The organism is Coleofasciculus sp. E1-EBD-02 (genome assembly GCF_040218245.1).
Taxonomy (GTDB): Bacteria; Cyanobacteriota; Cyanobacteriia; order Cyanobacteriales; family Coleofasciculaceae; genus Coleofasciculus.
This window is the reverse complement of record NZ_JAVJQN010000188.1, coordinates 40,692-65,853: the sequence shown is the minus strand read 5'-3', so window position 1 is coordinate 65,853 and position 25,162 is coordinate 40,692. Positions and strand designations below refer to the sequence as shown.

The window sequence follows — 25,162 nt, the reverse complement described above, 5'->3', positions numbered from 1 at the left end:
CTTCAAATATCTCCGACAAATCGATTAGGACTTAAAAGGGTTTTCGGATCAAACTTCTGTTTAATTTGACGCATAATATCTAAAGCGTTGCCACTGTATCCCCAAACATCAAGCTGCTGTTTCACACTAATTGGAGCCTCTAATACTGTCAAAAAACCGCTGTGAGATTGGCAATGCTCTCGCATCTTTAAAATTGTCTCAGGTTTCACTGTTTTGGGTTCAAACCGCACTTTTCCTAAGCCACTTCCTGCATGAATTAATCCTAATCCCATTCCAGAGGTGAGAGTATCGAGTACAGTTAACGTCATAACTGCCGCCGTTGGTACTATCCCTATTTTGCAAGTAATTGAGGTGGATTGGGGCATTCCCCAGATTTGTTCTGGTAATGATTGCCATAGAGTCACTTCATCGCTATCCTGATAAAGTGTACCTTGGAGTCCCAACTGTTGCCCCACATCTAGCAACCGGGATGACTGCTCCTGTACACTTTTGGTGACACTTTGGAAGCGTACCATTAAGCCCATCCCTTGACCGAGATCTAATTGTTTTACCAATCCAGAGGAGAGTAATTCGGCGGCTGTAGGGGTTAGGGCGGAAGCGAGTAAGGTTTGGGTTGTTGATGCGATCGCGTCAGCGTCTCCGGTGAGTACCACTGTCCCCGAGGCTTCCTGTACCGGATACAAGCGAAATGTCACCTCGGTCAAAATTCCCAAGGTTCCATACGCCCCCGTCAACAGTTTCATCAAGTCATAACCCGCCACATTTTTCACCACTCGTCCCCCGGCTTTGGCAAGTTGTCCATCACTGCGGACAAAGGAAACTCCCAATAGCATATCCCGAACCCCACCATAGCGTTGTCGCCATGATCCACTATCCGCCGTTGAAATAATTCCACCCAAGGTGGCGGCTTCCGGGTAGGCGGGTTCTAAAGGCAGAAATTGATTGGTTTTCAGCAGTATTGGCTGTAAATCGGCTAACTTCACACCCGCTTGCGCCGTTACCGTCAAGTCACCCACCGCATGATCAATTACCTGATTCAGGTTTCGGGTACTAATCACCACGTCAACGGGTTTACCCACACCCGCCCAGGCTAATTTACTCCCATTCCCACTGGGGAGAACTTGCCAGTTATGGGTATTGGCAGACTCCATTACTTGACAAAGCTGTTGAACTGTGGTCGGACAAACAAGCGTACTGGTAATCGTGTCTACGCCATACGTTCTCTTGAGTCGCTCTTGCCATAGGGGGGGTAAAGTATCCCCCTGGTAGAGGTTAGAGTCACCCACAATCGGGGTTAGAGTTTGTGCGATCGCATTCATTGGATCGTCATTCGTCATTCGTCATTCGTCCTTGGTTATTTGCTTACCCATCTCCCCCATCTTCCAGACGTTCCACGCCTTACGTCTCTACAACCCCATCTCCCCCAGCTCCTCAATAACGAGGTCGTACCTGATAATGGCGGTAACGTCGATAATCCCGCAAAATCTGGTCGTGATCGAAACATAGATTCGTGGGAATCTCCCATAGATGAAAAATCTGCAAATTCTTAGCATCATCAGCGGCTTGGGGTTCCCCTGTCCCGGTGGCTAGAAATACAATACTGAGGGTATGCTTACGCGGATCGCGGTCAGGTGCCGAATAGACGTGAAACTGCTCAATTAACTCCACCTGTAAGCCAATTTCTTCTTTTGCTTCGCGAACCGCCGCTGTTTCCACCGATTCCCCGTAATCAACAAAGCCGCCAGGAATTGCCCAACCGAGGGGGGGATTTTTGCGTTCGATCAGAATAATCGGTCGCGAGGGTCGATCTATGAGTTCAACAATGATATCGACTGTGGGAACTGGATTTCGGTAAGTCACAAGCTAAGTTCAGGTAACAGGTAGGGAGCAGCGTGGGTTCGTTGTTTTCAGAATACCTCTATCGGCAGAGTTAAATCTACCACGATGGCTCTTTTTTAACGTCTCCCTAGCGTGCTAATGTCGATAGGACTTGCTTTGCTGTACTATGGTCTATCCTCTATGCAGATTCCTAGATCGAGTGGTGTTTTGCTGCATCCCACTTGCTTTCCCAGTCCTTATGGAATTGGTGACTTAGGGTCACCCGCGTATCAATTTATTGATTTTTTGGTGGCTAGCGATCAGCGATTTTGGCAGATCTTGCCCGTCGGACCCACGGGGTTCGGCAACTCGCCGTATATGTCTTATTCCGCCATGGCGGGAAACCCGATGTTGATTAGCCCAGAACAACTGCAAATGAAGGGGCTACTCACGGATGAAGATCTCGCTCATCTAGCGGAGTTTCCCCCGGATGCTATCGATTTTGACCGAGCCTTTCCCCTGAAAAAATCGCTCCTGCTCAAAGCCTGCGATCGCTTTCAGCGGGAAGCGTCCCCGGAACAACAGGAGGAATTTGATAAATTTTGTCAGCGTCACGCCTACTGGCTCGATGATTATGCCTTATTTATGGCACTCCACAACACCTTTGAGGATGCCAGTTGGCATTTATGGGAGCCAGACATTGCCAAAGCCGAACCGCAAGCGGTGAAGGAGTGGCGAGAACGGTTACGCGATCGCATTTATTACCAAAAGTACCTCCAATTTGAGTTCTTCCGTCAGTGGTCGTGGTTGAAGCAGTATGCCAATGACCGCAATATCCAGATTATTGGCGATATCCCGATTTATGTTGCCCATAATAGCGCTGATGTTTGGTCAAACCGCGAACTGTTTGCCATTGATGAGGAAACTGGCGAAGCCTCTCTAATGGCAGGTGTTCCCCCCGACTATTTCAGTGAAACGGGTCAACTTTGGGGGAACCCCATTTACGACTGGGAACGCATGGAAAAGAATAACTATCACTGGTGGATCATGCGCCTGAAGATGATGTTCGAGTACGTCGATGTGCTGCGAATCGATCATTTTCGCGGCTTTGAGGCGTATTGGGAAGTTGATCAAGGTGAAGACACTGCCATGAATGGGCGCTGGGTCAAAGGACCTGGAGCCAAATTTTTCAAAGTCCTGAAGCGGGAATTAGAAGGACTACCGATTATCGCGGAGGATTTAGGGGTGATTACCCCAGAAGTTGAGGCATTGCGGGATCAATTTGGGTTTCCGGGGATGAAGATTTTGCATTTTGCTTTTGGTGGAGGTCCAGATAATCCTTACTTACCCTTTAACCTGGAGCGCAACTGTCTGATTTATACCGGGACTCACGATAATAACACGACAATCGGCTGGTTTAACCAGATCGCCGATTATGAACGAGAAAATGCGATTCGTTACCTAGGAGGGTTGAGTGATGAAGGCATCAATTGGGATTTAATCCGGTTAGCCTACAGCAGTGTCGCCAATCTTGCCATGATTCCCTTGCAAGATTTCTTGGATTTGGGTGCAGAGGCTCAGATGAACCGTCCCAGTACATCTGAGGGAAACTGGAAATGGCGCTACCGAACCGAGATGTTGAGTGACCAACTGCGCGATCGCATCAAAACCCTAATTTATACGTATGGTCGGACACCGCATGATTCTTGAGGGTTGAGCAAACAGACGATCAAGACCGAGGATTAGCCGCAAAGGTCATTTCCTCAACCGCACCGGGGGCGCCCATTTGTTTAGCACTTTGGTCATTAAACTCGACCAGGACGCCTCCGGCATTACCCGCCCGGACAATCAGTTGTTGATCCGCCACCCAAGTCCGCTGGGTGCCTTCGGGCAAGACGCCTTCAAATTCGGTTTTACCATCCACAACGACTCGAATCCAGGACTGAGCCTTCAGGGTAACACCCACCTGCACGGGTTTACCATCTTGGCTGGCATGACTAATTTCCGCCGATTGGTTCATATCAAGGGACTGTTTCGGTGGTCTGGATTCAGGCTTTTTCGGTGTCGGAAACTGCTGGGCAGAGGGGGTATTGTCAACTTCAATCACTTGCACTGCCGAGCGACTCAGAATGTGAGATAAACCACTGACCGAACCAATCACCAACAGAATATAGAGCAGGTAGAGATGAAGCGGTCGCAATTGAGCAGCGGGTAAATGCCGCCAACGGGGTCTGATAAACTGGATACTTGCTCCCACCGGAAAAGCATTGGCAAGTTCTGCACCGTTGAGTCCTAGCGCTTCGGCAAATCGCTGGATAAAGCCGCGAATATATACAGGCTCTGGCAACTTGTCGATCTTTCCGTCTTCAATCGCCTGTAAAAGCCGTGCCTGAATTCGGGTTTGAGCCGCAACTTCCTCTAAGGTAATCGACTGTTCGAGGCGAAACTGACGTAGGCGAGCGCCTATTTCTTCGAGCTTCTCAACTTGTTCCTGCTGCAAATGACTCGTATTCTCCTTCATACACGGTACTCCTTGATATCTGCTGGCACGTTTTCGTAAGGGTTAGTGAACTCGGTTGTGGAGGAAGCGGATTTCAAATTCTTCAAGATAACGGTAGTGACCACTGAGCAGTATCGGTTCACCTGGTCGTTGTAATTGAATCGGACCAATTGCCGTGCGGTGCAGATGGATTACTGGATAGCCTAGCAGGTCAGCAACTCGACGAATTTGACGGTTTCTCCCTTCTGTCAAGACAATTTCTAAAAGTGTTTTATCGGGTTGCTGCTTGAGTACTCGAACTTGAGCAGGTAAAGTGGTTCTACCCGACAAGTCCACACCCTGACGCCAAGCCGAGAGAATTGATTCAGGAGGATGACCCTTGACCCAAACCCGATACGTCTTGGGAACGTGATGGCGAGGATGGGTCAGTTTATAGGTCAATGTTCCGTCATTTGTCAGAATTAACGCTCCTGTAGATTCCATGTCCAACCGTCCCACCGGATGGATGCCCTGACCTTGTCTAATCGTGCTTGGCAGTAAATCAAGAACTGTGCGACGCTCCTCAAGAATGGTATTACACACTCGATCATTCCGACAAGTAGAGACTACACCCACAGGTTTATTGAGCAACAGATAAATTGTCTGAGGACGATTACTGGGTTTGAGCCGTTGACCATTAACTTCAATCAAATCCGTTTCCGGATTCGCTTTTTGCCCTAGCTGCACCAGAGTGCCATTTAGCCGAACTTGTCCGGCTACGATCATTTTCTCAGCTTGACGTCGTGAGGCGATGCCCCACTGTGAGAGAATTTTTTGTACTCTTTCCTCCATGGCTTGACTACCTGTGTAAGCTAGTTCGTCTCGACCCAGATCGTGCTGGTTCCAAGTTGATCTCCATCCTTATCGTATCCAGCAGGAGTTTGGTTAAACCTCTCCGGCTTTTAAGGTGGCTAGAGAGAATCAGTCTACTTCTAGCCCTGACCAGAATAGACCATGTACAAATATTACAAGAATGCGGAGAATTGCAAGCGTTTGGTTTTTTGACCTGCTCATTGCCTTGCTCGGAGACTATCCCCGTTGTGTCAGAATACAGGATTGACCCGAAATTGTGGCAATGGGCGTTAATCAATCAAAAGCTGGGACAGACAAAGGCAGCCGGATGATTAGCACAGTGGTATCCCCCGCCGTGCAATTATGGCTGCGATCGCAGGTGGATGCCGTGGAAACACTACAGTTTAAGCTGATGGGTCGCGATCGGCAAATTCTTCGAGGACACATTCCTACTGTGTCTATTGCGGCTCGTCGAGCTATCTATCAAGGACTGCATCTGTCGCAAATCCAGTTAGATGGGACAAATATTCGTTTCAATCTCACTCAGGTGTTTAAAGGCAAACCCTTACAACTCCTAGAACCTGTCCCAGTTACGGGTCAACTCATACTGCGAGAGAGCGACCTGCAAGCCTCTCTGAGCGCTCCTTTATTATCAAATGCTTTAACGGAATTACTGAATACATTTATTAAATCTTATAATCCACCGGATCAGTATCCACCCCTGAACGAATCCGAAATCAATTGGCAGCAGATTACGATTGATGGGGAGCGACTCATTCTCAAGGGGACGGTGACAAAGGAGGCGACCAGAGAAATACCGATTAGGATTGATGCGGGCATTCAACTGGCAACACCTCAACAACTGCGACTCCACCCCCTCCAGATTCACATTAACGCTCAACAGCCCCCGATCACGTTAGAACACTTCACGATTGATTTAGGATCAGAGGTTGATCTCGAAGAACTCACTCTAACCCCAGGACAATTAATTTGTCGCGGCTGTATTAGAGTTATACCCTAATTAGATTTCATTCTTCAGAGTGGTGGGAGCAACCGGAAAATTGTTTTACTCTCAGAGAAGCTGTGGGACTGTTAAACTTGACGGGAATTGCCGTACAGGTAAACCGATCCCGAAAGTCAGGATTCAGTCACCCGTACAGCAGTTGGGTAGTGGTTGCGAGAAAAGTTATTGTGAAAGTTGATACGAAACCGTCCATTCAATTGGTTGAAGATGCCACCCAAGAACTAGTAGATTGGGCAGCTACCATTGAGCATTCAGACGCCACCTATTTTGAAAAAGCTCAAGCCATAGCCAGACGCTTGGGGGCGCATTACCGTTCTGATGGGTTAACCGAAATTGGCTTCTGGACACCTCGGTTGTTGGCGCAGGTGATGCGGAAGATGGAAATCTATCTGGAAGTCTTAACCCCCCTTGAGCCGATTGATTGTCGGGCGGTTGAGCAAACCGTCTCCTTTCGCCGCGATCGCCTATTCTTACAACAAGAAGGCGAATACCATTGGGGTGTAATCGCCGGGATGCGTCCAGGGAACCGTGAGCAGATGGGATCGTTCTACTGGCTGCGCTTTGTCGATCAACAAGGAAACCTACAAGCGATTCGGGATACAATTCCCTATTCCATGCCGTATGGGGTGTTCGGACCGGCTGAACTGTATGATATGGCAAGCTTACAGAAACAACGAGCTGATCTGGATTACTTCAAAGCCACCAGCGTCCCCGCTGATCCCCTAACGCTTCCGCGTGTGCCAGCCCCCCGGAACATTTTACAGCTTCATATTGGCACCGCCTCTGAGGAGGGAACGGTTGAGGGATTAACCCGTATTTATCGCCAAATTGCTAGTAAATTAGCCGACAATCTTCCCTTAACCCCAGCCGAAGAAAACTATGTGGGGTACGACTCGGTTCAGCTATTACCCATAGAACCCACGATTGAGTACCGAGACGAATACAGTCCAGAAAGTGAATTTTTTGTCTGTACGGCTGAAGATGAAGATGACCTGCAAATTAAACTGACTAAACCCCATACCCAGGATTGGGGTTATGACGTGCCAATTTTAGGGTCAAGCGCCACGAACGCAGCGCTTTTGGGTAGCTTGCGTCCTGATGAATTAGTGGACTTTATCGCCACCCTGCATAATTTCCCCACCGGTCCAATTCAAATTATCTATGACCTGGTGTATGGTCATGCGGATAACCAATCGGAGTTACTCCTGCATCGCCAGTTCCTCAAAGGTCCGAATATGTACGGTCAAGACTTGAACCATCAGTTACCGACGGTACGGGCGATGTTTTTGGAAATGCAGCGGCGTAAAATTAACACGGGCGCTGATGGGGTACGGATTGATGGGGGTCAAGATTTCCGTTTCTTTAATCCTCTGTCTGGACTGGTGGAATATGATGACGCCTATCTGCTGGCGATGAGTGATGTGGTTCAGGATATTGAAGGGCATCAACGACTCTTATTCACCATTTTTGAAGATGGTCGTCCGTGGCCCGCTGAAGGATGGGAAGAAATCTCGACATACCGGGAATTAATTAACCTGAAACCGGAATCGTTCCAATGGGGACCCCTGATTTTTGCCCATAACACCCCAGCCTTGGAAAAGTTTTGGGATCTCAAATGGCGGCGGGTTTGTGAGGTAATTTTTGAAGGAGATCATTGGATCACGGGTTGTGGCAATCATGATACCGTGCGTCGAGGTAATCAAATTTCTCTTGATGCCCAGATTAATTGGAATTTAGGCAGTACGCTGCCAGAGGTGTTAAACAATGCTTATGATAACCCGGCGGTGACGCTGTGGGTGTATGGGTTCAGTCCGGGATTGCCTATGGACTTTATCAATGCGACAATGCACGCCCCGTGGATGTTTTTCCGCAATACCGATGAACGCTATGGGGTCAAGGTGGTTTCTGAGGAAATTGGCTTCTTGGATTGGCAAGTGACGCCAGAACTCTATGACGCACCGGAAAGTTTCAGTCGGTTGAAGTCCTTGGGATTTAGTCAGCTAGAGGAATTGCGGGAGTTTGGCAGGGCGCTGCAAGTTGCCATGACTGAAAAGGATTACAATCTTGCCGAAGTGGTTCAAGCTTGCCAGTTCTGTTTGGGAGACAATACGGATCAGTGTGATATTGAACAGCTGAAAAAGTTGAATAAGCCAGAAATGGTGAGTTTCTTGAAAGCGTTGACCCTGGAACGGCTCAAGTCATTCGCGTTGATGTTCATGGAAGACTGTTACGAACTGTGTAATGTCTCTCACTATGAGGACAAGCTTGATTCGGTAAGAACTCAGTATAACCTTAGCTTGCGTCGTTTCCGCCATGCTCATCCCTGGTTAGGTCACAATTTAGCTGGAATTGATCGATTCAACAAAATCAGTGATGAGGAACGGACGGTATATTACGGGGTTCGCAGTAATCCTGATGATCATGATCAACAAATCGCCATGGTAGCGCACATGGGTGGAACACCAATGACGGTTACCGTGGGAGACTGGCTGCAATTGGATATGAGTGAATGGCAAGTCGCGATCGCGTCTCCGGGTTTGGATAGTGGTGATCACTTGGCAGATTTACGCTGCTTTGAGTTAGCCGATTCTCAAGCGGTGCTGTTAAAGCGAGTGAGTAAACCCGAATAGCTGAAGGGGTGACACCCGACACCCAGTAGTACCCTCAAGTCCCTTGTCACCCTCTCAGCCCGAATAGTCTTGGGTTTTGGACATCTCCATCGTAGGGGCACAACAAGTAGTGCCCCTTCAGCGCTTTCTGAGAAAACCTATAGTTTTATTGCAATACCATGGTATACTCTATGGAAATCATAAGTTTCCTTGTGGGTATTCATCAGCAATAAATTAGGACTTATGCACCAACCATGCTTAGGCTAGGGATACGATATGTCGTGTCCCTAAACATGCTGGTTCAACGGTAATTTTTGACTTATAACTTATTACTTCGGGTAACTTTGATTTTTGATTTGTTAATCGAGAAAAATATTTCATGCAAATAACCAATCAAATCCACTTTCGTAACCTAAAAGGAGACATTTTTGGCGGGTTGACGGCGGCTGTTGTTGCCTTACCCATGGCACTAGCCTTTGGAATCGCTTCAGGCGCTGGTGCGGCGGCGGGTTTATGGGGGGCAATCTTAGTCGGATTTTTTGCCGCTTTATTTGGGGGTACACCGAGCCTGATTTCTGAACCAACTGGTCCAATGACGGTTATTTTAACCGCCGTAATTGCTGGACTTCAAGTGAATAATCCGGACAATTATCTCGCCCTGGCATTTACTGTGGTGATGATGGCAGGAGTCTTTCAAATCATCTTTGGGGTATTACGATTGGGGCGATATATTACCATGTTGCCCTATAACGTCATTTCCGGATTTATGACCGGAATTGGCGTGATTCTGATTTTTCTGCAACTGGCTCCTTTTTTGGGACAAGAAACACCTGCAGGGGGTGTCTTGAGTGTAATTCAAAATCTGCCTACTTTAATCACGAATATCGATCCGTGGGAAACGATTTTAGGAGCCATCACCTTAGCGATTCTGTTCTTGTACCCGTCCCAATTTAAAAAAGTGATGCCACCCCAATTAGTGGCTTTAGTGATTGGGACAGCCATTTCGCTGATTTTCTTTAGTGGTGTTGAGATTCGCACAATCGGCACGATTGGAGAAATTACACCGGGTTTACCTGAGCTACAAATGCCTGCTTTTACACCCGGAAATGCGCGGTTAATGTTCGTTAATGCAATTGTGTTGGCGACGGTAGGTTCTATTGATTGCCTATTAACCTGTCTCGTGTCGGAAAGTCTGACTCGACAAGACTGCAAATCGAACAAAGAATTAGTCGGTCAAGGTGTTGCTAATTTAGTTACAGGTTTATGTGGTGGAATCGCGGGTTCTGGAGCAACAACAGCGACGGTGGTGAATATCCAAGCGGGTGGACGCACGGCGTTATCGGGTATTTGCCGTGCTTTAGTGCTGTTCATCGTGGTGTTGTGGGCGGCTCCTTTAACCTCTACAATTCCCCTTGCTGTCTTAGCGGGAATTGTTTTAAAAGTTGGGATTAATATCATTGATTGGGGCTTTCTCAAGCGGGTTCACAAAATCTCTTGGAAAGCAGCGGGGATTGTCTATGGTGTGGTACTGCTAACGGTGTTTGTGGATTTAATGATCGCTGTAGCCGTTGGCGTATTTATCGCGAATATATTAACCATCGAAAACCTATCAAAATTACAATCAAATGCAGTTAAAGCTATTACTGATGCGGATGATCAGATTGTTCTCACTGATGAGGAAAAGCACATTTTAGATGTGGCGAATGGGCGAGTTTTACTGTTCCATCTGAGTGGACCGATGATTTTTGGTGTCGCCAAAGCGATTTCCAGAGAACACAACGCTATTGCTAATTATGATGTTTTGATTGTCGATTTAGGTGAAGTTCCTATCCTGGGCGTAACGTCTTCCTTGGCGATCGAAAATGCGATTCAAGAGGCGATCGATGAAGGACGAGAGGTGATTGTTGTGGGCGCAACCGGGAAGATAAAAAGTCGGTTAGAAAAGTTAGGCATTGCTGGCTTAATTCCTGGACATCACTGGATGGGCGATCGCTTGACAGCACTGCAAGAAGGTTTAGCGATCGTTCGTGAAAAACAAGGCTTCAGCTATGAGGAAAAGGGAGATCAGTTTACCAGTTCCCAGGCTTAAGAGTTTGTCGTACACAGACAGATCCCTGACTTCTTGAAGAAATCGGGTATCTTGCTTAAGGCTGTAAGTAGGTGGACACAATTAAAGTTAGCGGTGGAGATTAGGGAACAGGGAACAGGGAACAGGGAACAGTAAGGGTTTGAGCTTTGTTTACATAACTTAATCTAGTTGAGTTTATTTCCACCAACCTACTTACCTCATCAGAAATCTGCTGTATCGGGACAGAAAATCCAATGTAGGGGCGGGTTTAGGGATAAAATTAATGGAGTCACCCATCATCTTTCCACAAAACCCGCCCAGCTCAACCCTTTCAGCCCAACATTTTTGAGGTGCGATCGCGGTTAACAATCCGGTGAGTTTTGTTCTCAGGTTTCCGGTTAATCGGAACATCTGATATCGGGACAGAAAATCCAATGTAGGGGCGGGTTTAGGGATAAAATTAATGGAGTCACCCATCATCTTTCCACAAAACCCGCCCAGCTCAACCCTTTCAGCCCGACATTTTTGAGTGCGATCGCATCCCTACTGGCGTGGCACACCTAATTTGTTTGTAGTGAGAACTTTAGTTCTCTAACGCCTAGCTGGAGAGGGCTGAAGCCCTCACTACAAACGACTGGTAAAGAACTATCTAGATCATCTAAGCTAGGATTACTATAGTAACGTTTGCAGCAAAAACAAAATGAAAGGTAACTTAGTACCCAAGCCGATTAAATATCCTAGTTTTTCTACTCAGGGGAATGATGACTGGGATTTGTCAGTTTATAACCGTAATGGTCAACGAATTCTCGATATTGAAGTTAAACCTAAACTCAATACATCACCAAACTGGGCAGCACAATTCCGCCGCAATATTCTCGCACACGGAACGTTTTACAAAGACCCCTATTTCCTGATGGTTTTTCTCGATCGCTTCTACTTATGGACGTCAATATGGATCAAAGCATTGATTGATATGGGTGTCTCCTTTGTGCAGCAAGTCCTAAATATCCAACTATTTCAAGATGATTCAGGATGTATACTTGTCTGGTGACGTAACTATCGCCGGATACCTTCGCCAACGTCAATGAACAAAAGATGGGCGGCGGATTATCGACTATCGCCTCTTTCATGATGTGATGCCATCTGAGTGAACATAACTCGAAGACCAGAAAAGCCGTAAAAATAATAGTAAATTTATAGTTAATAAATCACATCTCAAACACGGTTGATGAATACATTCCGCGTTGGTATTGCAGGACCGGTGGGTTCCGGAAAAACCGCTTTATTGGATGCTTTGTGCAAGGCAATGCGGGCATCCTATCAAATCGCTGTCGTCACCAATGACATTTACACCCAGGAAGATGCCCAGTTTCTGGTAAACTCTCAAGCATTAGAGCGCGATCGCATCCGGGGTGTGGAAACGGGAGGTTGTCCCCATACGGCGATTCGGGAGGATGCATCCCTGAATTTGGCGGCAATTGAAGAGTTAGAACAGAAGTTCACCCCCTTAGATGTAGTCTTCTTAGAAAGTGGGGGGGATAACCTAGCCGCCACCTTTAGCCCAGAACTCGTCGATTTGACCCTTTATGTGATAGATGTCGCCGCCGGTGACAAGATTCCCCGCAAAGGTGGACCCGGAATCACCAAATCGGATTTATTGGTGATTAATAAAATAGACCTAGCGCCAATGGTTGGGGCTGATTTGGGTGTTATGGAACGAGACGCCAAAAAGATGCGAGGTGATAAGCCATTTGTATTTACGAATTTAAAGACTCAGGACGGATTAGCAACCGTGATTGATTTTATCAAGCTCCAGATGGGGGTGTCTTGACAAAGGCTGTTTAATTTGCTAGTAAATCCGGTGAGAGAACCGGAGATAAAAACATTCAGTAGTTAGCCTGTCCCTATCCTACCCTCATCTATTGCCTGTTAATGGTGAGGAATGATACCTGATTAGATTTTATGTAGGGTGGGCAAGTCTGTTCAAGGATAGAATAAGCTTTTCTACGAGCGGGGAATTGCTCAGAATTAACTTTACTCCTTACGGGTAGATTAATTGCCCAAGTATTTGCTTACGTATTTTTACCAGGTTCCTCTTAATTTAGTGAGTAAAATATCCGAAAATATTCCCTATTCCTCTCGAATATACAAAGCTAAACTGATAAAAAGTTTAGGCTGAAGTCAATGTTAAGTGATTTAGAACTCTGGTTATCCTTAAACGCTCGACGGTATGTCGATCTTTGCCAACAACCCCAGATTGATATCGAAGACATGGCATTTTTAGAGAATTTTAGAGTGTTGCAAAGGATAGTTGTTTCTCAACGGCAGACACAGGATGCTCGATTACCCGATTGGCAGCAATCAACAGAACTAAATAGGGTCTGCTGAATAAGTTTTATGGTGAGGGGAGGGAACAGGGAACACCTCGACTTCGCTCGGTGTGTCACAGGAAACAGTTTCAACATCTTGACTATAGACGGGTGTTCTAGGAACGAGGCTCAATAATCCAGGAGTGTCTTACCTAAGAGGGATAACGTTAGCCTCAATCAATGTTACATTTGTTTACAAAGGCAATTATAGATAACTTAAGCGGAGAATTGCACTATGACAAACCCATCAAATACACCAGCACCCGAAACCCTCACCAGTCCCGAAGAACGCAATGCTTGGAAATTTGGCTTTAGCCCCCAAGCCGAAATTTGGAATGGTCGTCTAGCCATGCTAGGCTTCATTATTGCCCTATTCGTTGAATACTTTTCGGGTCAAGGAGTTCTGCACGCATTAGGCATCATGTAAGCCTATTTGATGTCTCTGTGAGACAGCGTGGGGACACAATATATCCATTTCCATTGGTGTCAAGGTCAAAAATTTGTAATACCTTAACTTGACATCTCCCTAACCCTCTCCTTGTCAAGGGGAGGGTATTCTAATGGCTTGGGTTTTCCCCTTGCTCCCCCAGCTTCCAGACGTGCCATGGCACGTCTCTACATTGGCTTCCCCGGCTTCCCCCGCTCCCCCTCACTACACCACTTATTCAGCAGACCCTAAGTAGAGTATCCCCGTGGTGTAATCATCCAATCTCCGTGAAGACGGGTACTTTGATTGCCAATGAGTACAGTGGTCAGCATGTCAATGGGAATATCGAGTAATTTGTCAAGTGTGGAAAGGGTGATTTCTTCATCCTCTCGATAAGCCGATCGCACGATCGCGACTGGGGTTTGGGGAGAACGGTATTGAAGTAAGATACGATGGGCGATTGTCAGTTGTTCGATGCGGGTGCGCGATCGCGGATTATACAAAGCAATGACGAAATCGGCTTGGGCGGCAGCATTTAAGCGCTTTTCAATCACCTCCCAAGGCGTCAGCAGGTTACTTAAACTAATTGCACAAAAATCATGCATCAAGGGCGCACCCACGCGAGACGCCGCTGCTTGCAGGGCGGTAATTCCGGGAAAGACTTGTACCCTTGGTGTCTTCCCATCCCAATCTTGGGCTTTTAGTTCCTCTAACACTAATCCCGCCATCCCATAAATCCCACAATCCCCCGATGACACAACCGCCACCGTTAATCCCCACTGGGCTAACTCAATCGCCCGTTGCGCCCGTTGGCGTTCCTGGGTAATTGGCAGAGATTCAATAATTTGTCCGGGATGCAGAATCGGGGAAATTAAATCAATATAGAGAGAATAACCGATTACCGCATCAGCCTGAGAGAGTGCCGTTTTTGCGGCTGGCGTTATTTGGTCTAACTGTCCGGGTCCCATACCCACCAACAACAGTTGTCCAATTCTCCCCGTATACTCTTGTTCCGCCACAGCAATCGCCACCGTCACCGCCCCCGGTTGATCATCTGCCCGCACAATTTGTTTTTTTACCAGTAGGTTCGTAGTCGGCACTTTAGTGCCAGAAGCGCTAAAGCGCTGACTACATAGCAAGGCGGCGGCTTCTGCCACACTGGGACTACCCACTGCCTGATTCACCACCGTTGATGGCGTAGGCACCGTTACCGATCGCAAAATCTCAGCCGGAAAGGTTCGCAGGGGCAAATTGTGGGCTTGACAAAATTCCACCAATCCTACTTCATCAGCTTTAATATCAATCGTGGCAATTCCCGCGATCGCACCAATAGCTAGATGATGCCGTTGACAGGTTTGAATTATCGCCGTTTCGATTAATTCTCTGGAGGTTCCCCGTTCACACCCAATCCCCACCCATAATATCCGTGGATGCCATTGTACCTTGGGCAGATCAGAGGTTGCAGAAAAGCGACGCTGAGTAAAACTAATCCAAATTCGGGCATTAATTGATTGGGAATTGGCTGAATTAACATCAACTGTCTCTTCATCAGCATCGAAAACAAAGGGATGTCCTGAGGGGAGATGATTTTGCCACAACGTCGAACCCACCTCTTGCATTACCTTAACCCGTTCACCTTTAGCTACGGCGGCGCTGACACCTGTCCAATCTCCCTCTCCCCGTTGCCAACCAAAGGGAATGCCTACCATATCGACAGCAGGTAAATTTAACCCTGTAGAACCCCCGGTTAAAATAGGCGTTGCCCCTAGTTGCAAAGCAATCATCCTCGTCAGTTGATCGGCTTTCCCTTGATGTCCACTGCATAAACTAATTACAAATTGTCCGGTTTCATCGACAACGACAACCGCAGGATCAGAGGATTTATCCTGTAAAAGCGGGGCAATCAGGCGCACCACCGCCCCCGTTGCTAATCCAAAAATAAAAGCGCGATGCGTTTGCCAGAGGGAGGCGATATGGGATTTAAGAGAACCCTGATAGAACGATACTGTGGGAATATTGTTCTGTTCAGAGGGATGAAGAGACTCAGGAAGCCACAACGTCGCCCCGGCGCTATGGCACAGAGGCTGTAGGGTTTGGGCGGCGGTAGGAGTGGTTGCGATCGCAACTAGGGGATGAAAGTCTTGAAATAGTAACACAGTCAATTTGAGTAATTTCCGACCTTAGATTAAGGGATAAATGAGACAATTTTACGTACTCTAACTCTAATAATGTAGGGTGCGTTACGCTACCCTACCCTTTGGGAACGCTGCGCGAACGGGAACGCTGCGCGAACACTAACGCACCATTGATACAATAAGGACTATAAAAAAACAGAAATAAAGACCCTTTAGTTTAAGCATAGCTATGCGATCGCGCCACGGTTAACCCGTTCCAGGAACATCCAATTCCGGCGATTTTCATCAATGATGCCGATGCAATGATCACAGGAGAGGGCGCACGTCTGTGCGCCCCTACAGTTTCTGTTTAACGCTAGTTTTGGGAAAATTATTTCTATTGGAACTCTTGACAAATACAGTAGTTTTCTGAGAGTATTACTTCATAATGGGAAAATGTGTCCGCCTGTAGGGTCGAATTTCATCCCGATTCAACAGAATTTCTTATCCCCTAAGTAACTCCCCGAATTGTCCTGACTAGGAGCAAAATCTCTGAATCAGTTAAATACGCCCGGAAAACGGGATGCTGCTGACAGGGATTGACAACTCCTTATGAATCGACAGGCTTTGATCGTTGGGATTAATACTTACGATACTCAGCACCTGAAAAACTTGACATTACCAGCGAAGGATGCAGATGCGATCGCGCAACTCCTGATTGATCGCGGTAATGTCGAAGTCAGGCGGATTCCGGCTTTTAACACTCCTGTCGATTCAACCACCCCGATTCGAGTTCCCCTGACTCAACTTGAAGCCGCACTCGTCCAACTCTTGTTACCCGAAGGAAACACAATTCCCGATACGGTTCTGCTGTATTTCTCTGGCTATGGACTCTGCAAAAACCAAGATAGACCAACCAGTTTTTTAGCCACCAGCGATATTAACCCAAATCGCGGTAACTGGGGATTATCTCTGTCATGGCTGCGTGATTTGTTGCAACAAAGCCCAGTTCGAGAGCAAATTATTTGGTTAGATTGCTATTGTAACGATGAAGGATTTGACCTCACCCAAGCTGATCCGGGATATCGGGGTCAGGGATACAGTCGTTGTTTTATCGCCACCTGTCAGTCAGAAAGGGATGGGGAGAGGGGGAAATGGGGAGACAAAGAACAAACACTACAGCTTAATCGGACTGATGAATCGAATCATTACAGTCAGTTAGCGTCCATTCTATTATTAGGACTCGATTCCAGCAAGCATCCCCCTGGCTGGGTGACGAACTATACCCTGGTAGAATTAATTAATCAATTATCCCCACCCCTAATTTTTGCTAACGCCGGGAAGCCGATTCTGTTAATCCGTACCCGTGAAACTGATCCAGAAACTTTACCCGCTTTACCCCCCAGCGCACCGGAACGGTTTTGTCCTTATAAAGGTTTAGCCTATTTTGACTACAAAAATGAAGATCCCCAGTATTTTTATGGGCGAGAGACGTTAACCGATGAACTCCTCGAACATATCCGCACCAACAATTTCCTGGCGGTAATCGGAACCTGTGGTAGTGGCAAATCTTCGCTAATTCGCGCCGGACTTTTGCATCAGCTTCAACGGGGACAACACTTATCAGGAACTCAGGAATGGCTAACTTTAATTTTTCAACCCGGTGAACATCCTCTCCAGAATTTAGCCCGATCCTTTATCAATCCCCATAACCCAGAACGCGACTACCAGTTTGCCCAAACCATGAAACTGATCCAAATGGGGGCGGTAGGATTAGGAATTGTGGGGCGGACAATGGCTGAAAAGCAGCGGTTAGTGCTGGTGGTGGATCAATTTGAACAGGTGTTTACTTGTTGTCAGGATGAAACCGAACGACAACAGTTTTTTGATTGTTTGTTGGGTGGACTAGACCGTACCGATAATCAACTTTGTCTGGTTATCGGGATGCGAACAGATTTTTTAAGTCATTGTGCAAATTATCCCGAATTAGTCCAAAAAATTCAGGCGCTGATGGTGACGGTAACGCCAATGACCAGGGAAGGATTGAAAACCGCTATTATTAAACCCGCCCAGCAAGTGGGTGTAGAGATTGAGTCAGATTTAGTCACTCAACTCCTCTTAGATTTAGAGGATGCTGCCAGTTTACCGTTACTCCAGTTTATGTTAACTCAACTGTGGCAAAGGCGTCCAGTGGATCGGTTAATGGTAGCCGAATATTATCGTTGGGGTAGGTTGGAAGGGGCAATCGAAAAACATGCCAACCGTGTTTATCAATCGTTGTCGGCTAATGAGCAACAAATTGCCAAAGACATTTTTTTTGCGTTAATTCAGTTCAGTGAAAATGGTCAAGTTACGGAGCAAAAAGTAGACCCGTCTGAGTTAATCCTGAGTTTTCAAGTAAAGTCTAGAAACCGATTCAAATCTGTAGAGACGTGCCATGGCACGTCTCTTACTATGTCTGGGAACACAGCGCCATGTAGAGACGTTGCATGCAACGTCTCTACAACAAATGCGGTAAACGATTTTATTGGCGATCGCCATTCCACGAAAGCGGTAACAGCCGTAATGCAAAAATTAATCGATGCTGGCTTAATTGTTACTCACTCCGGAAAATGGAACCAAACCCTGGTAACGATTGCTCACGAAGCCCTAATTCAGCATTGGTCAAAACTTCAGCAATGGGTCGAAGAAAAACGCCACGGGATGAGACTCCAGCGCCAAATTGAAGCAGCGGCGATTGAGTGGCAAACTCAAGGAAAACCGAAGCGAATGTTATCAGAGTTAACCCTAACTGAGGCAGAGTATTATCGAGATCATCTCCATTTATCTACGTTAGGACAAGACCTAATTCAACAAAGTCTCCAGCACAAAGGAACGCGACGAGGTTTAGCTAGGGGAGGATTAATTTTCGCGATCGCGCTATTGAGTCTGACCACGGGGATGGGGATGAGCCGATGGTATAAAACGGCACAGATTGCTCAACGGGAACACTTGTATAAAAATGCCGCTACTGTCCAAAACTTGCTCCCGGTGGAACCGATTAAGGGATTATTACTGGCAATTGAAACAACGGGTCAAAGTTATGCTAAATTTCAGCAAGTCGATCAGCGGATTACGTCTAGTCTTTGGCAGGCAATTGAGGTAGCTAGAGAACGCGATCGCTTAGACCACGAATCAGGGGTTAATGCTGTCGCTTTTCATCCTGATAATCAAATCTTGGTCAGTGGAACGGAGGATGGTTTAGTTCATCTGTGGACGCGACAGGATAATTTAATTCGTCAATCCTTACCTGGACATAAAGATGAGGTGACAGGAGTCGCTTTTAGTCCCCAGGGACAGGTGATTGCTAGTAGTAGCCAGGATGGTAAAATTCGCTTGTGGACGGTTCCAGGTCAACCCCTGGGTCAGCCGTTTTTTGGACAAGATTGGATCACCTCAATAGCTTGGAGTCCAGATGGTCAATTTCTGGTCAGTGGTGGGAAAGATGGAACCGTTCAGGTGTGGAATCGCCAAGGTAATCCCATCGGTCAACCGTTTATGGGACATCAGGGAGTCGTTTTTACAGTGGCGTTTAGTCCGGATGGAGAAACCATTGCTAGTGGGAGTGGGGATGGTACGATTCGCGTATGGAATCGTCAGGGTCAACTGTTGGGTCAACCATTCCGGGGACATGAGGGTGTGGTTTTTGACCTGGCGTTTAGTCCGGATGGTGAGAGGATTGTTAGTGGGGGACGAGATGGAACGGTACGCTTATGGAATCGTCAAGGTGAGTTGATTGGTGCACCTTGGCGAGGACATCAGGGAGTCGTTTTTGCGGTGGCGTTTAGTCCAGATGGGGAAACGATCGCCAGTGGTAGTGGGGATGGTACAATTCGCTTATGGAATTCTCAGGGTCAGTTACGGGGTAAACCGTTACGGGGACATCAAGGTGCAGTGCGATCGCTGGCGTTTAGTCCGGATGGTGAGAGACTTGCCAGTGGTAGCCAGGATAAAACAGTACGCTTGTGGGATGTGCGGATTTTACCAGAACCGCAAGATTGGCAAACTGGGCTGCGGATGGCGTGCGATCGCCTTGAAAATCATCCCGTTTTTGAACGTCCGCATCCGGAAATTACCCTATCTCGTGATATTTGTCAAGCTAAAGGCTCAAGAACTCGCCGTTAAGCTGAAGTTCCCCCCGTGCGGATGTACTACACCTAGTTGAAAACCCCATCCAGTAAGGGTTTGAGCGGTGATAGGCAAAAAGCGTACTGGGTACAACCTTCGACTCGGATGGCTGAACCTCTTATCCTATAAGGCTTGTAGCGATTAGGACTTCGGTGTGTTCACACGAGCCAAGCCCTATCGTTACTTTATGCGATCGCGAAAAATAATCACAGTTTTTTGGACAGCTTATGCTTCCACTCTGGACAAGATATGATTCAAGTGACAGTTAAAAGGAGTCCCCACTCGCTGGGGTAATCCCTTTTGAAACACTTGCTCAGATGCCTGGTAAAACCGATGGTAGCCTTTCACATCAGCAGGGTTGAATTGCTGAATTTGTTGGAGCAAATAACGTACATTTCAACCATACAGCGTATTGCAAGTTTGTGAGGTACAGTATTTGCCCTGTGATTAAGTATTAGTACTATGTAGGTTTACCTCATTTACCTGAAATCTGCTGTATATTTGCTTAAAAAATTTATGTTTGCAAACTCTTTGTAGATAATCTGGTTCCCACTCATGAAAATAAATCTTAACTACGAGAGGATGGCAATTCTATCCTATAGTTTACGTAGGGAACTGCCGCCTAAACCCGGCATTTACTATATAGGTAATTCTGTCTGTCCAGTAATGTATATCGGTTTGTCATGTAACTTAAAGAATCGACATATAAATCATCATCGTCAAGCACAGTTCGAGAATATTGAGAACGCTGTCATTCGATATCGGCTGTTAACCGATGATTTATTGGCAAAAATTACAGACCTTAGAAAAGTTTTAATTAGATTGGAAAGACAGGCTATAAATCACTATAAACCGCCTTTAAATAACACACCAATGCCAGAACAGCCAGTATTTACAATATCACAAGGCTCGATTTATATTCAAACTCATATTGTTAGTAAAGCAGGTTATTGCGGACATTTTGATAGTCAGGATGGAGATGAGCTAGGAATAGACACAGGTAAATTATCTATGCTCATGAGAGCTATTAAAGAAAAGCGACCAGTTTTTTTAATAACATTTGGTTACTATGAAGACTATGACCTAGAAAGGTATTCTAACCTCTCTGAATTAGTCTCTTATAGGAACGATAGAATTTTTCTTCTTGCGAGTCGCTTTATCCCCTATGGCTACGAACAATCCAACTACTTTTGCAACAAATATCTTCTGTACGGGGCAAATTCTAAAGTCTTTATCAACCCCTATGCCATTCTCAATAATAGACCTGGATTTGAAGAATTTAAAAGAAGCTACTTAAGATTGGGATTTACAAACTGTGAACGTTCTCCCTTTGCCAAGCAACTGTTATATCTAGAGCAGCTTGGTAGAAATAACTCATCAACTTAGCTCTCATCTGGGAAGACCTACAATCATAAATTGCAGAATCCGCAATCAAAGCAAAAATCGCACCAATTGTTTGTAACGGTTGTCAGTCTGTCCACATATCGCTGGAAAACCATCCCGACAAGTCGCTTGGCGATCTGACATCCGCTCCCCCCCCACACACGCAAAGCTACTAGCTTTACTTCTGCAAGCTTTTCAAGTCCAATCCCCCGACGACGAGGTGATTGGAGAGTTTTTTGAAAAAAAAACGAGCTAGTGCGGTTGGGTGATCGACCTAATGGCGACAAACAAAGTAACCAGAGTTCGACGTAAGCTGAAAACCTGATTCTGTCGTAGCCTGAACTCGTGATTCTTTCGTTAAACCGTCTCAAATAGTTCCTTATAGGGTTATGTCAAACGGATAATGTTTTGAATTATGTTGATCAAGTATTTTTAAGAGCAGGATTAGATCCAGATATTAAAGGGAGTCCAACCAATCCACAAGGCGGCATCGATCTAGGTTTTGTCGAATATGATAACTATCCAGGCATTTATCAAATGGGCGCATCCTGCCTGGATGGGGGGTATTATGAAGCCAACATTCGCTTCAAGAAGTAGAGAGCGATCGCTAACACTTCACCCAGAGAAAAAGCAGACTGGTAGAGAAGCGTAACGATTTCCGGCAATGCTCAAACTCAAATCACTAGGTTTATCCATTATTGCCGCCTCAGTTGTCTTAGGTAGTCAAGCCCTTGCGTCTGTTCCTGCGTCTGTACTGGATCAGCACACTGATTCATACTTTTGGACTGTTCACCCAGAAATGTGGGACAAAGCTATTCAACCTCATCAGACTCAGTACAAGAAAGAAGTTCGTGAGGTACAGTATTTGCCCTCTGATCAAGTAGTAGCACTACTTATGCGATCGCATAAATCCCGCTATTCGCTGCACGGCTATTTCTAACACCTCAGGTTCATGCACCAAAGCAAAGCGGACATATCCTTCCCCAGCTTTACCAAAACCTGCCCCTGGTGATGCCGCCACTCCAGTTTCTTCTACTAACTGGCTGCAAAATTGAATCGAATTGTGATCCCAAGGTTGGGGTAATTTTGCCCAAACATACATCGTCGCCTGGGGAAGTGGAACCTGCCAACCGATACGGTTTAACGCTTGCACAAACGCATCCCGCCGTTTCTGAAACGTAGCCACCATCGCTTGCACACCATCTTGATTTCCCTGTAGTGCCGCGATCGCACCATTTAAAATTCCGCGATACTGGTTAAAATCCACCACTGCCTTGATTTGGCGCAGTGCCTTAATCAGTTGAGCATTTCCGATCGCATACCCAATGCGAAAGCCGCCCATATTATAGGACTTAGAAAAAGTAAAAAATTCAATTGAGATTTCTTTATTGGGGTCAGCTTGTAAAACTGAGGGCGCTAGGGCGTTAAGATTCGCAGGTGCTTTCCCATCTGGAGAAAATACCAAGTCAGCATAAGGAAAATCATGAACCAGAACCACGTCATGCTGACGGCAAAAAGCCACCGCTTTCTGGAAAAACGATAACGGTGCGATCGCGCTTGTGGGATTATGAGGATAATTCAACACCATCATCCTAGCTTGGGCAAGGACAGAGGCGGGAATCTCTTCAAAAACAGGTAAAAACTGATTTTCTGCCAACAGAGGCATGGCATAGATTTGACCCCCTGCCAAATAAACCCCACCGACATGAGACGGATAACCTGGATCAAGCAACAAGGCAAAATCACCCGGGTTGAGAATCGCTAAGGGTAAATGTGCCGTTCCCTCTTGGGAACCAATTAGAGGCAGAACCTCCGTTTCTGGGTCAACCGAAATACCAAATCGTTGAGTATACGTCTTAGCTACAGCCTGACGGAACGCTTGTGTCCCATGAAACAGTAAGTAACCATGAGTGCTAGGGTCATGCAGCGAGGTTTCAATCGCCGCAACGACGTGATCCGATGCCGATAAATCAGAGGAACCCAAAGATAGGTCAATAATATCTTGACCCAAGGCTTTAGCTTTTGCCTTTGCCTGATCCATATCGGCAAACACATTGGCTTGCAGGGGTTGTAAACGTTGAGCAAACTGCATGGTTTAGTTATTGCACAGGGAACAGGGAACAGGGAACAGGGAACAGGGAACAGGGCATCAATTCAGACGGGGCGGGTTTAGTGACATTTTTGTGGCAAAAAATGATAATGGTGAAACCCACCCCTACAACCGAAAAGACTCAAAGCTGGTTGTCTATCATTTCCTGCAACTTTTGCTTCCCAATAGCACCTTCATGGAACTGGGCAACCTCTCCATTTTTAAAGAGTAAGAGTGAGGGGACTCCTTCGACGTGATACTGCTTCACAGTAACGGGATTTGGATCAACTTCCATCTTAGTCACTTTCAGGCGATCGCTATAATTTTCCGCAATCCAATTCACCGAGGGCGAGACCAGGCGGCAAGGTCCACACCAAGTTGCCCAAAGATACACTAGCACTGGCTTGTCGGCTTTTAAAACTTCGGTTTCAAACTCCTGATCGGTAATCTCAAGTACGTTACTCACAACACCCTCCATAAACACAAATGACTACTCTAGCGAGACTCACCGCCTCTCGACAATGATTAGCCATTGTCAGATGATCAGTCAGTCAGCCCGTTTTTTCAGGTTCTCTCGATCAGTCTAAGCCTTCAGGCGATCGCAAGAAAACATCAAAGGAAATGTCATGATTATGATGTAGAGACGCGCCATGGCGCGTCTCTCGGATTGTTGATGACGCCTAATGCTTACAAATTGTCGATTTGCTTTCGCAGTTGTTCCAATTCGTCGTCAACTTCGGATTGGGGGGCAGCACCCGAGTCGGTTTTTTGCTCTGATGTGCCTTCTAAAGCTGGCTGAGAGACAGAACCACCGGATAACTGGGCTTTCATTGCCGTCAACTCATCATCAACATCACTCCCCGATTCTAGGGCAGCAAATTGATTTTCTAAGTCAGCACCACCCAACTCATGAGCCGCTTGGGAACGGGCTTCGAGTTCCATCACTTTGTCTTCCATCCGCTCAAATGCCCCCATTGCCGAGCTAGTTCCCAAACGACCAAGGGTACTTTGTAACTGCTCATTGGCTTTGGCAGAGCTCGCCCGTGCCTTGAGCATATCTTTCTTGGTCTTCGCCTCAGAAATTTTGCTTTCCAAGGCAATTAGGTTACGCTTCAGGGTGTCTACTTGAGCCGTTTGCTGTTCAAGCTGACCTTTGAGTACGGTTGCTGTTTCAGCGACGGATTTTTTGCGCTGGAGTGCTTCCCGGGCTAGGGTTTCATCCCCTTTTTGCAGGGCAAGTTGGGCGCGTTGCTGCCAGTTATTGGCTTCGGATTGGTTTTTATTATATTGTTGCTCGGTACGTTTTTGGGTGGCAATGGATCGGGCAACGGCTTGGCGCAGTTGTACCAGATCTTCTTGCATGTCAATAATGGCTTGCTCCAGAATTTTTTCTGGGTCTTCAGCCTTGCTAACCATATCGTTAAGATTAGCTCTGACAACTCGGCTCAGGCGATCGAATAGTCCCATGACGCTGTTTATCCTCTCGGAATGTACAAACTAAGTATCAAGCAGGCTCTAAGCTTGGGAACCTGCTCAGGGGTCAATTTTGTGGAATAGAGGCTCTCCTGCCTTTTGGAGAAAGCACTGGGTTAATGTAATTGAAACATTCATCAAATTATGGTATTCAGACAGGAGGCTATTTATCTAGTGTAAAAACTTCCAGCTCAATAGTGCTAGGACATCGGTCAAGAAACCGGGTTTCTTTGGGTGAAAGCTTGATATTTCGTTGTCATCCTCACCAGAAACCCAATTTCTCATAATAC

20 protein-coding genes and 1 pseudogene are annotated in these 25,162 nt (G+C 46.6%); 12 read left to right on the top strand and 9 right to left on the bottom strand.

The window, feature by feature from the left end; genetic code table 11:
* Positions 1-2 precede the first annotated feature (2 nt).
* Positions 3-1,319 carry an FAD-binding oxidoreductase gene (locus RIC07_RS29080; protein ID WP_446397567.1) on the bottom strand — a complete coding sequence of 439 codons (1,317 nt, stop codon included), beginning with the start codon at positions 1,317-1,319 and terminating at the stop codon, positions 3-5.
* A 112-nt stretch (positions 1,320-1,431) separates the two neighbouring features.
* Positions 1,432-1,860 (bottom strand): NUDIX domain-containing protein, encoded by a 429-nt coding sequence (locus RIC07_RS29075; RefSeq protein ID WP_446377604.1) that lies wholly within the window; start codon positions 1,858-1,860, stop codon positions 1,432-1,434.
* Positions 1,861-2,019: 159 nt separating this feature from the next.
* Here RIC07_RS29075 and malQ point away from each other — a divergent pair, with 159 nt between their 5' ends.
* On the top strand, positions 2,020-3,528 hold the full coding sequence (gene malQ, locus RIC07_RS29070) for a 4-alpha-glucanotransferase (RefSeq protein ID WP_446397553.1): 1,509 nt from the start codon (positions 2,020-2,022) through the stop codon (positions 3,526-3,528).
* 19 nt (positions 3,529-3,547) lie between these two features.
* Here malQ and RIC07_RS29065 read toward each other — a convergent pair whose 3' ends face one another.
* On the bottom strand, positions 3,548-4,339 hold the full coding sequence (locus RIC07_RS29065; protein WP_446397552.1) for a helix-turn-helix domain-containing protein: 792 nt from the start codon (positions 4,337-4,339) through the stop codon (positions 3,548-3,550).
* Between the two features lie 42 nt (positions 4,340-4,381).
* Complete coding sequence (locus RIC07_RS29060) at positions 4,382-5,149, bottom strand: pseudouridine synthase (protein WP_446397551.1); 768 nt, start codon at positions 5,147-5,149, stop codon at positions 4,382-4,384.
* 283 nt (positions 5,150-5,432) lie between these two features.
* Between RIC07_RS29060 and RIC07_RS29055 the strand changes: the two genes are divergently transcribed.
* From RIC07_RS29055 to bicA, 3 genes are all read left to right on the top strand, one after another.
* The gene (locus RIC07_RS29055; RefSeq protein ID WP_446397566.1) at positions 5,433-6,170 is read left to right on the top strand and encodes an LmeA family phospholipid-binding protein; all 738 of its coding nucleotides are present in this window, start codon (positions 5,433-5,435) and stop codon (positions 6,168-6,170) included.
* 170 nt (positions 6,171-6,340) lie between these two features.
* Positions 6,341-8,803, top strand: coding sequence for a glucosylglycerol hydrolase (gene gghA / locus RIC07_RS29050; RefSeq protein ID WP_446397550.1), 2,463 nt, complete (start codon positions 6,341-6,343; stop codon positions 8,801-8,803).
* Between the two features lie 358 nt (positions 8,804-9,161).
* Positions 9,162-10,871 (top strand): bicarbonate transporter BicA, encoded by a 1,710-nt coding sequence (gene bicA / locus RIC07_RS29045; RefSeq protein WP_446397549.1) that lies wholly within the window; start codon positions 9,162-9,164, stop codon positions 10,869-10,871.
* 192 nt (positions 10,872-11,063) lie between these two features.
* On the opposite strand, the gene RIC07_RS29040 is transcribed toward bicA, so the two are convergent.
* Complete coding sequence (locus RIC07_RS29040) at positions 11,064-11,330, bottom strand: hypothetical protein (protein ID WP_446397548.1); 267 nt, start codon at positions 11,328-11,330, stop codon at positions 11,064-11,066.
* 220 nt (positions 11,331-11,550) lie between these two features.
* Here RIC07_RS29040 and RIC07_RS29035 point away from each other — a divergent pair.
* The 4 genes and pseudogenes from RIC07_RS29035 to RIC07_RS29020 form a co-directional block, all read left to right on the top strand.
* Positions 11,551-11,802 (top strand): annotated as a pseudogene (locus RIC07_RS29035) (hypothetical protein); the annotation flags it as partial.
* A gap of 276 nt (positions 11,803-12,078) precedes the next feature.
* Positions 12,079-12,681, top strand: coding sequence for an urease accessory protein UreG (gene ureG / locus RIC07_RS29030; RefSeq protein ID WP_446397547.1), 603 nt, complete (start codon positions 12,079-12,081; stop codon positions 12,679-12,681).
* A 353-nt stretch (positions 12,682-13,034) separates the two neighbouring features.
* Positions 13,035-13,238 carry a hypothetical protein gene (locus RIC07_RS29025; protein ID WP_446397546.1) on the top strand — a complete coding sequence of 68 codons (204 nt, stop codon included), beginning with the start codon at positions 13,035-13,037 and terminating at the stop codon, positions 13,236-13,238.
* Positions 13,239-13,454: 216 nt separating this feature from the next.
* Complete coding sequence (locus RIC07_RS29020) at positions 13,455-13,646, top strand: chlorophyll a/b-binding protein (RefSeq protein WP_446397545.1); 192 nt, start codon at positions 13,455-13,457, stop codon at positions 13,644-13,646.
* Between the two features lie 248 nt (positions 13,647-13,894).
* On the opposite strand, the gene cobJ is transcribed toward RIC07_RS29020, so the two are convergent.
* The gene (gene cobJ, locus RIC07_RS29015; protein WP_446397544.1) at positions 13,895-15,802 is read right to left on the bottom strand and encodes a precorrin-3B C(17)-methyltransferase; all 1,908 of its coding nucleotides are present in this window, start codon (positions 15,800-15,802) and stop codon (positions 13,895-13,897) included.
* A gap of 570 nt (positions 15,803-16,372) precedes the next feature.
* Here cobJ and RIC07_RS29010 point away from each other — a divergent pair.
* From RIC07_RS29010 to RIC07_RS28995, 4 genes are all read left to right on the top strand, one after another.
* Positions 16,373-19,924: an nSTAND1 domain-containing NTPase gene (locus RIC07_RS29010; protein ID WP_446397543.1), complete on the top strand. Its 3,552-nt coding sequence runs from the start codon at positions 16,373-16,375 to the stop codon at positions 19,922-19,924.
* A 585-nt stretch (positions 19,925-20,509) separates the two neighbouring features.
* A complete protein-coding gene (locus RIC07_RS29005) occupies positions 20,510-21,313 on the top strand; it encodes a GIY-YIG nuclease family protein (RefSeq protein ID WP_446397542.1) in 804 nt (267 codons plus the stop codon).
* Positions 21,314-21,718: 405 nt separating this feature from the next.
* A complete protein-coding gene (locus RIC07_RS29000; RefSeq protein ID WP_446397541.1) occupies positions 21,719-21,907 on the top strand; it encodes a hypothetical protein in 189 nt (62 codons plus the stop codon).
* Between the two features lie 67 nt (positions 21,908-21,974).
* Complete coding sequence (locus tag RIC07_RS28995; protein ID WP_446397540.1) at positions 21,975-22,250, top strand: hypothetical protein; 276 nt, start codon at positions 21,975-21,977, stop codon at positions 22,248-22,250.
* Here RIC07_RS28995 and RIC07_RS28990 read toward each other — a convergent pair.
* The 3 genes from RIC07_RS28990 to RIC07_RS28980 all read right to left on the bottom strand — a co-directional run bounded on the left by RIC07_RS28990 (position 22,200) and on the right by RIC07_RS28980 (position 24,866).
* Positions 22,200-23,402 (bottom strand): LL-diaminopimelate aminotransferase, encoded by a 1,203-nt coding sequence (locus tag RIC07_RS28990; protein ID WP_446397539.1) that lies wholly within the window; start codon positions 23,400-23,402, stop codon positions 22,200-22,202. The two genes, RIC07_RS28995 and RIC07_RS28990, sit on opposite strands and share 51 nt — an antisense overlap.
* A 139-nt stretch (positions 23,403-23,541) precedes the next feature.
* Positions 23,542-23,865 carry a thioredoxin gene (gene trxA, locus RIC07_RS28985; RefSeq protein WP_446382862.1) on the bottom strand — a complete coding sequence of 108 codons (324 nt, stop codon included), beginning with the start codon at positions 23,863-23,865 and terminating at the stop codon, positions 23,542-23,544.
* 221 nt (positions 23,866-24,086) lie between these two features.
* Complete coding sequence (locus RIC07_RS28980) at positions 24,087-24,866, bottom strand: PspA/IM30 family protein (RefSeq protein ID WP_446351031.1); 780 nt, start codon at positions 24,864-24,866, stop codon at positions 24,087-24,089.
* Positions 24,867-25,162: the final 296 nt, after the last annotated feature.

Excerpts from the sequence above, each read along its gene's own strand:
- RIC07_RS29080 (WP_446397567.1), bottom strand. The coding sequence starts at position 1,319 with ATGAATGCGATCGCACAAACTCTAACCCCGATTGTGGGTGACTCTAAC.
- malQ (WP_446397553.1), top strand. The coding sequence starts at position 2,020 with ATGCAGATTCCTAGATCGAGTGGTGTTTTGCTGCATCCCACTTGCTTT.
- RIC07_RS29065 (WP_446397552.1), bottom strand. The coding sequence starts at position 4,339 with ATGAAGGAGAATACGAGTCATTTGCAGCAGGAACAAGTTGAGAAGCTC.
- RIC07_RS29060 (WP_446397551.1), bottom strand. The coding sequence starts at position 5,149 with ATGGAGGAAAGAGTACAAAAAATTCTCTCACAGTGGGGCATCGCCTCA.
- RIC07_RS29055 (WP_446397566.1), top strand. The coding sequence starts at position 5,433 with ATGGGCGTTAATCAATCAAAAGCTGGGACAGACAAAGGCAGCCGGATG.
- bicA (WP_446397549.1), top strand. The coding sequence starts at position 9,162 with ATGCAAATAACCAATCAAATCCACTTTCGTAACCTAAAAGGAGACATT.
- RIC07_RS29040 (WP_446397548.1), bottom strand. The coding sequence starts at position 11,330 with ATGATGGGTGACTCCATTAATTTTATCCCTAAACCCGCCCCTACATTG.
- ureG (WP_446397547.1), top strand. The coding sequence starts at position 12,079 with ATGAATACATTCCGCGTTGGTATTGCAGGACCGGTGGGTTCCGGAAAA.
- RIC07_RS29025 (WP_446397546.1), top strand. The coding sequence starts at position 13,035 with ATGTTAAGTGATTTAGAACTCTGGTTATCCTTAAACGCTCGACGGTAT.
- RIC07_RS29020 (WP_446397545.1), top strand. The coding sequence starts at position 13,455 with ATGACAAACCCATCAAATACACCAGCACCCGAAACCCTCACCAGTCCC.
- RIC07_RS29010 (WP_446397543.1), top strand. The coding sequence starts at position 16,373 with ATGAATCGACAGGCTTTGATCGTTGGGATTAATACTTACGATACTCAG.
- RIC07_RS29005 (WP_446397542.1), top strand. The coding sequence starts at position 20,510 with ATGGCAATTCTATCCTATAGTTTACGTAGGGAACTGCCGCCTAAACCC.
- RIC07_RS28995 (WP_446397540.1), top strand. The coding sequence starts at position 21,975 with ATGCTCAAACTCAAATCACTAGGTTTATCCATTATTGCCGCCTCAGTT.
- RIC07_RS28990 (WP_446397539.1), bottom strand. The coding sequence starts at position 23,402 with ATGCAGTTTGCTCAACGTTTACAACCCCTGCAAGCCAATGTGTTTGCC.
- RIC07_RS28980 (WP_446351031.1), bottom strand. The coding sequence starts at position 24,866 with ATGGGACTATTCGATCGCCTGAGCCGAGTTGTCAGAGCTAATCTTAAC.